Raw genomic sequence first — 11,730 nt, 5'->3', positions numbered from 1 at the left:
CCGATCGACACCGACACACCGCAGGAGGCGCCGTCGAAGCCCTTCTTCGACGAGTCGTAGCCGATGTCCAGGATGGTGTCGCGCACCAACTGGGCGATCGGCGCGTACGCCTTGGTCGTGACCTCTCCGGCCACATGGACCAGGCCGGTCGTGATCAGCGTCTCGACGGCGACCCGGGAGGTCGGGTCCTCGCGCAGGAGTGCATCGAGAATGGCATCGCTGATCTGGTCAGCGATCTTGTCGGGGTGACCTTCGGTCACGGACTCCGAGGTGAACAGACGACGGGACACAACGCTCCCTGTGGTTGCAGCGGCTGCTGGCTGATCATGGGCGGACGGGCTGGGGGCTGCGCCCGGCGTCGTCCGTGAACAGTTTATCGGTCGGGCTCGGCCACCGGCCCACCTGTCTCGCCTCTCGGGAGCTCTGTGACCTGCGGCACCTGCATTCTGCCCAATGTCCGTCGGTGTCCGCCAGGGTCGCCACGCCCGAATGTACGAGGTTCGAGGCGGCCTTGGCTCGAATGGAACCGTCAGTCCAGGCGGCTCGCCACCAGGTCCCACACCGTTTCGGCCAGGGCTTCCTTGGGGCCGTACGGCACTGGTGTCTCACTCCCGTCCGCTCCGAGCACAACGGCCTCGTTCTCCTCGGAGCCGAACGTCTTACGCTCCCCCACCTCGTTCACCACCAGCAGATCGCATCCCTTGCGTGCCAGTTTGGCGCGGCCGTTGGCGAGGACTTCGTCGGTCTCGGCGGCGAAGCCCACGACCACCTGCCCCGGGCGGGGGCGGTCCGCCGATATCTCCGCGAGGATGTCCGGATTGCGTACCAGGACGACAGGCTCGGGCTCCTGTCCGTCCTTTTTCTTGATTTTGCCGGCGGCGTAGGTCTCGGGGCGGAAGTCGGCCACCGCCGCCGCCATCACGACGACGTCCGCGTCCGGCGCCGCCTTGAGCACCGCCTCGCGCAGTTGGACGGCCGTGCCGATCCGGACGATGTCCACGCCCGCGGGGTCCGGCAGTCCGGTGTTGGCCTCGATCAGGGTGACCCGGGCGCCCCGCGCGGCGGCCGTACGGGCGAGGGCGTACCCCTGCTTGCCGGAGGAGCGGTTGCCGAGGAAGCGGACGGGGTCGAGGGGCTCGCGGGTGCCGCCGGCGGTCACGACGACGTGCCGGCCGACGAGGTCCGGCTCGGTGACGCCCCGGGCCAGGACCCGGCGGCAGACCTCGAAGATCTCCGCGGGGTCCGGCAGTCGGCCCTTGCCGGTGTCGACGCCGGTCAGTCGGCCCACGGCGGGGTCGATGACGAGGGCGCCCCGGCGGCGCAGCGTGGCCACGTTCTCCTGGGTGGCCGGGTGTTCCCACATCTCGGTGTGCATGGCGGGGGCGAAGACGACCGGGCAGCGGGCGGTGAGAAGGGTGTTGGTGAGGAGGTCGTCGGCGAGGCCGTGGGCGGCCTTCGCCAGCATGTCGGCGGTGGCCGGGGCCACGATCACCAGGTCGGCCTCCTGGCCGATGCGGACGTGGGGCACCTCGTGGACGCTCTCCCAGACCTCGGTGGAGACCGGATTGCCGGAGAGCGCGGACCAGGTGGCGGCGCCGACGAAGTGGAGCGCGGAGTCGGTCGGCACGACCCGTACGTCATGCCCGGACTCGGTCAGCCGACGCAGCAGCTCGCACGCCTTGTAGGCGGCGATCCCTCCACTGACCCCCAGAACGACCTTCGGCTTGCCCACCGGGCCTCCCCGCACTCGGATGTGTACGCCTCTGTGTACGCCTCAATGACACACCACAGGCCCGACAGTCGCACTGTCGGGCCTGTGGAAAAACCTACTGCGATCTGCTGATAGGACTTACGCGGGGCCCTCGACGGCCTCGGACGTCAGCAGACCGGCGTTGATCTCACGCAGGGCGATCGAGAGCGGCTTCTCGTGCACGTGGGTGTCGACGAGAGGACCGACGTACTCCAGCAGACCCTCGCCGAGCTGCGAGTAGTACGCGTTGATCTGGCGGGCACGCTTCGCCGCGTAGATCACGAGGCTGTACTTCGAGTCGGTGGCCTCGAGGAGCTCGTCGATCGGCGGGTTGATGATGCCCTCGGGCGCGGAGATGGAAGAGGACACGCTCTACCTTCCGATGGATGGGAAAAGATCGGTCGTGATCACAGAAAACGGACAGAGCCCGTGATCACACAACATCCATCAAGGCTAGCAGCTCGCGAGCCACGTCCTCGACGGAGGTGTTGACCAGGGTCACGTCGAACTCCGGCTCGGCCGCCAGCTCGATCTTGGCGGCCTCCAGACGGCGCTCGATCACCTCGGGCGGTTCGGTGCCCCGCCCGGTGAGCCTGCGCACCAGTTCCTCCCAGGAGGGAGGGGCCAGGAAGACAAGCTGGGCGTCGGGCATGGTCTCGCGGACCTGCCGGGCGCCCTGGAGGTCGATCTCCAGCAGGACCGGCTCGCCCCGCTCCAGGCGTTCGAGCACGGCGGCCCGGGGGGTGCCGTAGCGGTTGCCGGCGAACTCGGCCCACTCCAGCAACTCACCGTTGGCGATGAGCTTGTCCATCTCCTCGTCGGTGACGAAGAAGTAGTGGACTCCGTTCTGTTCACCGGGGCGTGGCTTGCGGGTCGTCGCCGACACCGAAAGCCAGACCTCGGGATGTGCTTTGCGCATATGGGCGACGACCGTGCTCTTGCCGACCCCGGAGGGGCCGGAGAGCACGGTCAGCCGCGGACGTACGTCCGGGGGCTCGGGGGTCGTCCCCCGGAATGTTGCAGCCATGCAGCGATTATTCCAGCAATCCCGGAGTGCCCGGGACTCCCTTCCCGTCAGGGGGCGGGATCAGGAACCGGTGCTGCCGAACTCACGCTCCAGGGAAGCGATCTGGTTGGAACCGAGGCCGCGTACCCGGCGGCTCTCGGAGATGCCGAGTCGCTCCATGATCTGCTTGGCGCGGACCTTGCCCACGCCAGGCAGGGACTCGAGCAGGGCGGAGACCTTCATCTTGCCGATGACGTCGTTCTCCTGGCCCTGCTTGATGACCTCATGCAGGGAGGCGCCGGAGTGCTTGAGTCGATTCTTGACCTCGGCCCGCTCCCGGCGAGCCGCGGCGGCCTTTTCGAGCGCGGCTGCGCGCTGTTCAGGGGTAAGGGGCGGAAGAGCCACGCCTACGTCACCTCGGATGTCGAACTGTCGGATACGGACCGGTGAGGAACCTAGTCGCCCCACACCTGGGGTGCTACGAGCAACACGCTTGCCCGAAGCCCCTGCTCGGAGACTAGCGGCCAAGTCCGCCAGAGTCAGCGAGAACAGCGGAAAAGTCCTGGTCAGCCTCCCTGGAGTCGGACATAAGCCGCATACCGCCCTGGATTTGAGCATGTATTCAGACTCAAGCCGTCCGGGAAGCACCCCTGGGGCACTCATCGGAGGCTCAGACGGGCGCCGTAGCGGTGCGGATCTCGTCCGAGAAACGATCCGAGGCGTCACGCAGCGCGACGACGTCGGGACCGTGACGAAGGACACCTCGGCTGACGTTCGGCACCACGTTGCGCACAGCGGTCCCGAAGACCGCGGGAAGATCGGCCGGTGTGGCCCCCTGGGCACCGATCCCGGGCGCGAGGAGAGGTCCGTTGATGTCCAGCTCGTACGACGAGAGGTCACCGAGGGTGGCGCCTACGACGGCACCGAAGGACCCCAGCGGCTCCTCCTCGGCGTTCTCGGCCGCCAGATGCGCCAGCATGGTCGCGCCGACGTTCCGGCCGTCCCCGCGCACCGCGTGCTGCACCTCGCCGCCCTCCGGGTTGGAGGTGAGCGCGAGCACGAACAGCCCGGCCCCGCTCTCGCGCGCCAGCTCCACGGCGGGTTTCAGCGAGCCGTAGCCGAGATAGGGCGAGACCGTCAGCGCGTCCGAGAAGAGGGGTGCGTCCTCGCGCAGGAAGGTCTCGGCGTACGCGGCCATGGTGGAGCCGATGTCGCCGCGCTTGGCGTCCATGACGACCAGCGCGCCGGCCGCCCGTGCCTGCTGGACCGACGTCTCCAGGACGGCGATGCCGCGCGAGCCGAAGCGCTCGAAGAACGCGCTCTGCGGCTTCAGGACGGCCACGCGGTCCGCCAGCGCCTCGACGACCGTGCGGCTGAAGCGCTCCAGGCCCGCGATGTCGTCGTTCAGGCCCCAGTCGGCGAGCAGGGAGGCGTGCGGGTCGATACCGACGCACAGCGGTCCGCGCTCGTCCATGGCACGGCGCAGCCGCGCGCCGAAGGGCTCGGTCATACCGTCTCCCTCACATCGGCGCCGACCGCGTCGGCGAGGGTGGCGTACGGGCTCGTCCGCAGGCGTGCGGCGAGGCCCTTGTGGAGGGAGCGGGACCAGAAGGGGCCCTCGTAGACGAAGGCGCTGTAGCCCTGGACGAGCGTGGCACCGGCCAGGATGCGCTGCCAGGCGTCCTCGGCGTTCTCGATGCCGCCGACGCCCACCAGGGTGATCCGGTCGCCCACGCGCGCGTAGAGGCGGCGCAGGACGGCGAGGGAACGGGCCTTGACGGGGGCGCCGGAGAGCCCGCCGGTCTCCTTCACGAGGGAGGGTGCGGAGGTCAGGCCGAGCCCCTCGCGCGCGATGGTGGTGTTCGTGGCGATGATCCCGTCCAGGCCCAGCTCCACGGCGAGGTCGGCGACGGCGTCGACGTCCTCGTCGGCGAGGTCGGGCGCGATCTTCACCAGCAGCGGTACCCGGCGCGTGCGGACCGTGCGGTCGGCGGCCTCGCGGACGGCGGTCAGCAGGGGACGCAGGGCCTCGGTGGCCTGGAGGTTGCGCAGGCCGGGGGTGTTGGGCGAGGAGACGTTGACGACCAGGTAGTCGGCGTAGGGCGCGAGGCGCTCGGTGGACTTCACGTAGTCCCCTGCCGCCTCGTCCTCCGCGACGACCTTGGTCTTGCCGATGTTGACGCCCACGACGGTCTTGAACACGGGCGTACGGGAGGCCAGACGGGCCGCGACGGCGAGCGAGCCCTCGTTGTTGAAGCCCATGCGGTTGATCAGGGCGCGGTCGGCGACCAGCCGGAACAGCCGCTTCTTGGGGTTGCCGGGCTGGGCCTCCCCCGTCACCGTGCCGATCTCGACGTGGTCGAAGCCCAGCATCGACATCCCGTCGACGGCGACGGCGTTCTTGTCGAAGCCGGCGGCCAGCCCGAAGGGCCCGTGCATGCGCAGCCCGAACGCCTCGGTGCGCAGTTCCTCGTAGCGGGGCGCGAGGGCGGCGGCGACGAACGTACGCAGTACGGGGACTCGGACGGCGAGCCTGATCCAACGGAAGGCCAGGTAGTGGGCTTGCTCGGGGTCCATCCGCTGGAAGACCAGACGGAAGAAGAGCTTGTACATGTGGGTGTCCTCATGCGGAGGGGGACACCGTTTCCGGTGTCCCCCTCGGGCTGCTAGTCGCGGGCCGCGGTCAGGTGTTCGGCGTGTTCCTGGAGCGAGCGCACGCCCACGTCGCCGTGGTTGAGCGCGTCGATGCCCTGGACGGCCGCGGCGAGTGCCTGGACGGTCGTCAGGCACGGCACGGAGCGGGCCACGGCTGCCGTGCGGATGTCGTAGCCGTCGAGGCGCCCGCCGGTGCCGTACGGGGTGTTGACGATGAGGTCGACCTCGCCGTCGTGGATGAGCTGGACGATGGTCTTCTCGCCGTTCGGGCCGGTGCCCTCGGACTGCTTGCGGACGACCGTGGCGTTGATGCCGTTGCGCTTGAGGACCTCGGCCGTGCCGGACGTGGCGAGCAGTTCGAAGCCGTGGGCGACCAGCTCGCGCGCCGGGAAGATCATCGAACGCTTGTCGCGGTTGGCGACGGAGATGAACGCGCGGCCCTTGGTGGGAAGCGGCCCGTACGCGCCCGCCTGCGACTTGGCGTAGGCCGTGCCGAAGACGGAGTCGATGCCCATGACCTCGCCGGTGGAGCGCATCTCCGGGCCGAGGACCGTGTCGACGCCGCGCCCGTGGATGTCGCGGAAGCGCGACCACGGCATCACGGCCTCCTTGACGGAGATCGGCGCGTCCAGCGGCAGCTCGCCGCCGTCACCGGTGGCCGGCAGCAGCCCCTCCGCCCGCAGCTCGGCGATGGTCGCGCCCAGCGAGATCCGGGCGGCGGCCTTGGCCAGCGGCACCGCGGTCGCCTTCGAGGTGAAGGGGACGGTGCGGGAGGCGCGCGGGTTGGCTTCCAGGACGTAGAGGATGTCCCCGGCCATCGCGAACTGGATGTTGATCAGTCCGCGGACCCCGACGCCCTTGGCGATGGCCTCGGTGGAGGCCCGCAGGCGCTTGATGTCGAAGCCGCCGAGGGTGATCGGGGGCAGGGCGCACGCCGAGTCGCCGGAGTGGATGCCGGCCTCCTCGATGTGCTCCATCACACCGCCGAGGTACAGCTCGTGGCCGTCGTACAGGGCGTCGACGTCGATCTCGATGGCGTCGTCGAGGAAGCGGTCGACCAGGACCGGCCGGGAGGGGCTGATCTCGGTCGACTCGGCGATGTACGACTCCAGGCGGGTCTCGTCGTACACGATCTCCATGCCGCGTCCGCCGAGCACGTACGACGGGCGGACGAGGACCGGGTAGCCGATCTCGTCGGCGATGGCCTTGGCACCGGCGAAGGTGGTCGCCGTGCCGTGCTTGGGCGCCGGGAGGCCGGCCTCGGCGAGGACCTGCCCGAAGGCGCCCCGGTCCTCGGCGGCGTGGATGGCCTCCGGGGAGGTGCCCACGACCGGTACGCCGTTGTCCTTGAGCGCCTGCGACAGGCCCAACGGGGTCTGACCGCCGAGCTGGACGACGACGCCCGCGAGGGGACCTGCCAGCGACTCGGCGTGGACGATCTCCAGTACGTCTTCCAGCGTCAGCGGCTCGAAGTAGAGGCGGTCGGAGGTGTCGTAGTCCGTGGAGACGGTCTCCGGGTTGCAGTTGACCATCACGGTCTCGTAGCCCGCGTCGCTCAGCGCGAAGGAGGCGTGGACGCAGGAGTAGTCGAACTCGATGCCCTGGCCGATGCGGTTCGGGCCGGAGCCCAGGATGATCACGGCGGGCTTCTCGCGCGAGGCGACCTCCGACTCCTCGTCGTAGGACGAGTAGAAGTACGGCGTCTTCGCGGCGAACTCGGCGGCGCAGGTGTCGACCGTCTTGTACACCGGGCGTACGCCCAAAGCGTGCCGGACCTCGCGCACGACGTCCTCGCGCAGCCCGCGGATCTCGCCGATCTGCTGGTCGGAGAAGCCGTGGCGCTTGGCCTCGGCGAGCAGCTCGGGGTCGAGCTTCTCGGCGGCGGCCAGCTCGTCGGCGAGCTCCTTGATCAGGAAGAGCTGGTCGACGAACCACGGGTCGATCTTGGTGGCCTCGAAGACCTCCTCGGGCGTGGCGCCCGCACGGATGGCCTGCATGACGGAGTTGATGCGGCCGTCGGTGGGACGCACGGCCTCTTCGAGGAGGAGAGCCTTGTCACCGGGCTCGCCGACGAACGTGAACTGGCTGCCCTTCTTCTCCAGCGACCTCAACGCCTTCTGCAGCGCCTCGGTGAAGTTGCGGCCGATGGCCATGGCCTCGCCGACCGACTTCATGGTCGTGGTCAGCGTGGAGTCGGCCGACGGGAACTTCTCGAAGGCGAAACGCGGGGCCTTCACGACGACGTAGTCGAGCGTCGGTTCGAAGGAGGCCGGGGTCTGCTCGGTGATGTCGTTGGGGATCTCGTCCAGCGTGTAGCCGACGGCGAGCTTGGCCGCGATCTTGGCGATCGGGAAGCCGGTCGCCTTGGACGCGAGGGCCGAGGAGCGCGACACACGGGGGTTCATCTCGATGACGATCACGCGACCGTCCTCGGGGTTCACCGCGAACTGGATGTTGCAGCCGCCGGTGTCGACGCCGACCTCACGGATGACGGCGATGCCGATGTCGCGGAGGATCTGGTACTCGCGGTCGGTGAGCGTCATCGCGGGCGCGACCGTGATCGAGTCACCCGTGTGGACGCCCATGGGGTCGAAGTTCTCGATGGAGCAGACGACCACGACGTTGTCGTGCTTGTCGCGCATCAGCTCCAGCTCGTACTCCTTCCACCCGAGGATGGACTCCTCCAGGAGCACCTCGGTGGTCGGCGAGAGGGTCAGGCCCTGGCCGGCGATGCGGCGCAGCTCCTCCTCGTCGTGCGCGAAGCCGGAGCCGGCGCCGCCCATGGTGAAGGAGGGGCGGACGACGACCGGATAGCCGCCGAGGGTCTCAACGCCGCCGAGCACGTCGTCCATGGAGTGGCAGATGACCGAGCGGGCGGACTCGCCGTGCCCGATCTTGCCGCGGACGGCCTCGACGACCTCCTTGAAGAGGTCGCGGTCCTCGCCCTTGTTGATGGCCTCGACGTTGGCGCCGATCAGCTCGACGCCGTACTTCTCCAGCGTTCCGGCCTCGTGCAGCGAGATGGCCGTGTTGAGGGCCGTCTGACCGCCGAGGGTCGGCAGGAGGGTGTCCGGGCGTTCCTTGGCGATGATCTTCTCGACGAACTCCGGGGTGATCGGTTCGACGTACGTGGCGTCGGCGATCTCCGGGTCGGTCATGATCGTCGCCGGGTTGGAGTTCACGAGGATGACGCGCAGGCCCTCGGCCTTGAGGACGCGGCACGCCTGGGTGCCGGAGTAGTCGAACTCGGCGGCCTGGCCGATGACGATCGGGCCGGAGCCGATGACCAGGACGGACTGGATATCGGTGCGCTTAGGCACGCTGGCCCTCCATCGGGACTGTGTTCATCAAAGACGTGAAGCGGTCGAAGAGGTAGGCGGCGTCGTGCGGGCCCGCTGCCGCTTCGGGGTGGTACTGGACGCTGAAGGCCGGCCGGTCCAGGAGCCGGAGCCCCTCCACCACGTTGTCGTTGAGGCAGACGTGGGAGACCTCGACGCGGCCGTAGGGGGTGTCGGAGACCTTGTCGGTCGGGGCGTCGACGGCGAAGCCGTGGTTGTGCGCGGTGACCTCGACCTTGCCGGTCGTACGGTCCTGCACCGGCTGGTTGATGCCGCGGTGGCCGTACTTCAGCTTGTAGGTGCCGAACCCGAGGGCGCGGCCCAGGATCTGGTTGCCGAAGCAGATGCCGAAGAGCGGGGTGCCGCGCTCCAGGACGGCCCGCATCACGGCGACCGGGTGGTCGGCGGTGGCCGGGTCGCCGGGGCCGTTGGAGAAGAACACGCCGTCGGGGTTCACGGCGTACACGTCCTCGACCGTGGCCGTGGCCGGAAGCACGTGCACCTCGATGCCGCGCTCGGCCATGCGGTGCGGTGTCATGCCCTTGATGCCGAGGTCGACGGCGGCGACGGTGAACTTCTTCTCGCCGATCGCCGGGACGACGTACGCCTCCTTGGTGGCGACCTCGGCGGAGAGGTCCGCGCCCTTCATCTCGGGGGCCTGGCGGACCTCGGCGAGCATGGTGCCCTCGTCGGGCAGCGCGTTGCCGGAGAAGATGCCGACGCGCATGGCGCCGCGCTCGCGGAGATGACGGGTGAGGGCGCGGGTGTCGATGCCGCTGATGCCGACGACACCCTGCCGGTCCAGCTCCTCGTCCAGGGAGCGGCGGGAGCGCCAGTTGGAGGGCACCCGCGCGGGGTCGCGGACGACGTATCCGGAGACCCAGATCTTCCGGGACTCGGGGTCCTCGTCGTTGACGCCGGTGTTGCCGACGTGTGGGGCGGTCATGACGACTACCTGGCGGTGGTACGACGGGTCGGTGAGGGTCTCCTGGTAGCCGGTCATCCCCGTGGAGAACACGGCCTCGCCGAAGGTCACCCCCACGGCCCCGTAGGCGCGGCCACGGAAGGTCCGGCCGTCCTCCAGGACGAGTACGGCGGGAACCTTGGTGGCTCCCCTGGTGGAGGTCGTCATCGTGCGCCTTCCGTTTCCGTCTTGTTGATCATCTGGTTCAGGGTCATGACCCACTCGTTGTGCTCGGCCGCGTGGTCGGAGCGGAATCCGGAGTCGAGCAGTTTGCCGCCGTGCTCCCAGGTGACGACCAGCAGGCCGCCCTCGGTGAGGACCTTGCCGGCGATGCCCTTGTCGAGCCGGGCCTCGCGCAGGGCGCCGACCGGTACGAAGAAGTCCGTCGCTCCGGGGCGTACGACGTCCAGGCCCGCGTCCGTCAGTGTCAGCTCGACCCGGCTGCGGGTGCCCAGGCCGTGCGCCACGATGCGGTCGAGCCACTGTCCGGCGGTGGTGGACCCGTGGTAGCGGCCGCTCATGCTCAGTCTGGCCTCGCCGGGCTCGTCCGGCGCGGCGAGGAGGGCGGGCAGATCGCTCTGGAGCGTGCCCCGCCACTTCCAGCCCTCGCGCATCAGCCAGTACACGAGCGCGACGAAGAGGGCGAGTCCGACGACCCAGCCGATGCGCGCGGCCCAGTCGGTGACCTCGGCCGATTCCTTCTCTGCGGCCAGCAGGATTACAGGTGTCACGTGAGCTTCCCGTCGACGAGCGTGGCCTTGCCCCGCAGCCACGTGTGCGTGACACGGCCCGGCAGCTCGCGGCCCTCGTACGGGGTGTTGCGGCTGCGCGAGGCGAAGCCCGCGGGGTCCACGGACCCACGGTATTCCGTGTCGACGAGCGTGAGGTTGGCGGGCTCACCTGCCGAGACGGGACGGCCGTGTCCCTTGGCCTGCCCGATCTTGGCCGGCTTGAAGGACATACGGTCCGCGACGCCCGCCCAGTCGAGCAGCCCGGTGGTGACCATCGTCTCCTGGACCACCGACAAGGCGGTCTCCAGTCCGACCATGCCCATGGCGGCCGCGCCCCACTCGCAGTCCTTGTCCTCGTGGGGGTGCGGGGCGTGGTCGGTGGCGACGATGTCGATGGTGCCGTCGGCGAGCGCCTCGCGCAGGGCCAGCACGTCGCGCTCGGTGCGCAGCGGCGGGTTGACCTTGTAGACCGGGTTGTAGGTGCGCACCAGCTCGTCGGTGAGGAGGAGGTGGTGCGGGGTGACCTCGGCGGTGACGTCGATGCCCCGGGACTTGGCCCAGCGGACGATCTCGACGGACCCGGCGGTGGAGAGGTGGCAGATGTGGACGCGGGAGCCCACGTGCTCGGCGAGCAGGACGTCGCGGGCGATGATCGACTCCTCGGCCACCGCGGGCCAGCCGCCGAGGCCCAGCTCGGCGGAGACGACGCCCTCGTTCATCTGGGCGCCCTCGGTCAGGCGCGGCTCCTGCGCGTGCTGGGCGACGACCCCGCCGAAGGCCTTCACGTACTCCAGGGCCCGGCGCATGATCACCGCGTCGTCGACGCACTTGCCGTCGTCCGAGAAGACGGTGACCCCGGCGGCCGACTCGTGCATGGCTCCCAGCTCGGCGAGCTTCCTGCCCTCCAGGCCGACGGTGACGGCGCCGATCGGCTGGACGTCGCAGTAGCCGTGCTCCTGGCCGAGCCGGTAGACCTGCTCGACCACACCGGCGGTGTCGGCGACGGGGAAGGTGTTGGCCATGGCGAAGACGGCCGTGTAGCCGCCGGAGGCCGCCGCGCGCGTGCCGGTCAGCACGGTCTCGGAGTCCTCGCGGCCGGGCTCGCGCAGATGAGTGTGCAGGTCGACGAGGCCCGGCAGCAGCACCCTGCCGTCGGCCTCGACGACCACGGCGCCTTCGTCGGAGAGGCCGGTGCCGACCTCGGCGATGATCTCGCCGTCGATCAGCAGGTCCTGCGGCTCGCCGCCCAGCACCTTCGCACCACGGATAAGGATCTTGCTCATGTC

The 11,730-nt window shown here is 69.6% G+C and carries 11 protein-coding genes; all 11 read right to left on the bottom strand.

Features of this window, described 5'->3' with window-relative positions; translation table 11 throughout:
- Nucleotides 1–290: S-adenosylmethionine synthetase N-terminal domain-containing protein (locus ACFY9I_RS16610; RefSeq protein ID WP_391002100.1), on the bottom strand; the 290-nt coding region annotated here is incomplete at its 3' end.
- A gap of 239 nt (nucleotides 291–529) precedes the next feature.
- Nucleotides 530–1,732, bottom strand: coding sequence for a bifunctional phosphopantothenoylcysteine decarboxylase/phosphopantothenate--cysteine ligase CoaBC (coaBC, locus tag ACFY9I_RS16605; RefSeq protein ID WP_391002099.1), 1,203 nt, complete (start codon nucleotides 1,730–1,732; stop codon nucleotides 530–532).
- A 117-nt stretch (nucleotides 1,733–1,849) separates the two neighbouring features.
- Nucleotides 1,850–2,119 (bottom strand): DNA-directed RNA polymerase subunit omega, encoded by a 270-nt coding sequence (gene rpoZ, locus ACFY9I_RS16600; RefSeq protein WP_005485492.1) that lies wholly within the window; start codon nucleotides 2,117–2,119, stop codon nucleotides 1,850–1,852.
- A 64-nt stretch (nucleotides 2,120–2,183) separates the two neighbouring features.
- Nucleotides 2,184–2,777, bottom strand: coding sequence for a guanylate kinase (gene gmk, locus ACFY9I_RS16595; RefSeq protein ID WP_391002098.1), 594 nt, complete (start codon nucleotides 2,775–2,777; stop codon nucleotides 2,184–2,186).
- 60 nt (nucleotides 2,778–2,837) lie between these two features.
- A complete protein-coding gene (locus ACFY9I_RS16590) occupies nucleotides 2,838–3,161 on the bottom strand; it encodes an integration host factor (protein ID WP_003977346.1) in 324 nt (107 codons plus the stop codon).
- Between the two features lie 265 nt (nucleotides 3,162–3,426).
- The gene (gene pyrF / locus ACFY9I_RS16585; protein ID WP_391002096.1) at nucleotides 3,427–4,266 is read right to left on the bottom strand and encodes an orotidine-5'-phosphate decarboxylase; all 840 of its coding nucleotides are present in this window, start codon (nucleotides 4,264–4,266) and stop codon (nucleotides 3,427–3,429) included.
- Complete coding sequence (locus ACFY9I_RS16580) at nucleotides 4,263–5,369, bottom strand: quinone-dependent dihydroorotate dehydrogenase (protein ID WP_391002094.1); 1,107 nt, start codon at nucleotides 5,367–5,369, stop codon at nucleotides 4,263–4,265. The genes pyrF and ACFY9I_RS16580 overlap by 4 nt, the downstream gene beginning before the upstream one ends.
- A gap of 53 nt (nucleotides 5,370–5,422) precedes the next feature.
- The gene (gene carB / locus ACFY9I_RS16575) at nucleotides 5,423–8,731 is read right to left on the bottom strand and encodes a carbamoyl-phosphate synthase large subunit (RefSeq protein WP_391002092.1); all 3,309 of its coding nucleotides are present in this window, start codon (nucleotides 8,729–8,731) and stop codon (nucleotides 5,423–5,425) included.
- Nucleotides 8,724–9,881, bottom strand: a complete 1,158-nt coding sequence (carA, locus tag ACFY9I_RS16570) for a glutamine-hydrolyzing carbamoyl-phosphate synthase small subunit (protein WP_391002090.1) — start codon at nucleotides 9,879–9,881, stop codon at nucleotides 8,724–8,726. The genes carB and carA overlap by 8 nt, the downstream gene beginning before the upstream one ends.
- Entirely contained in the window at nucleotides 9,878–10,444 is a 567-nt protein-coding gene (locus tag ACFY9I_RS16565; RefSeq protein ID WP_391002088.1) for a hypothetical protein, read from the bottom strand. Before ACFY9I_RS16565 ends, carA begins: the two co-directional genes overlap by 4 nt.
- Nucleotides 10,441–11,727 carry a dihydroorotase gene (locus ACFY9I_RS16560; RefSeq protein WP_391002086.1) on the bottom strand — a complete coding sequence of 429 codons (1,287 nt, stop codon included), beginning with the start codon at nucleotides 11,725–11,727 and terminating at the stop codon, nucleotides 10,441–10,443. Before ACFY9I_RS16560 ends, ACFY9I_RS16565 begins: the two co-directional genes overlap by 4 nt.
- Between the last annotated feature and the right edge of the window lie 3 nt (nucleotides 11,728–11,730).

This window comes from Streptomyces sp. NPDC012510 (assembly GCF_042955065.1).
GTDB lineage: Bacteria > Actinomycetota > Actinomycetes > Streptomycetales > Streptomycetaceae > Streptomyces.
Note: the sequence above shows the minus strand (reverse complement) of the source record. Positions and strands in the feature narration are given on the sequence as shown.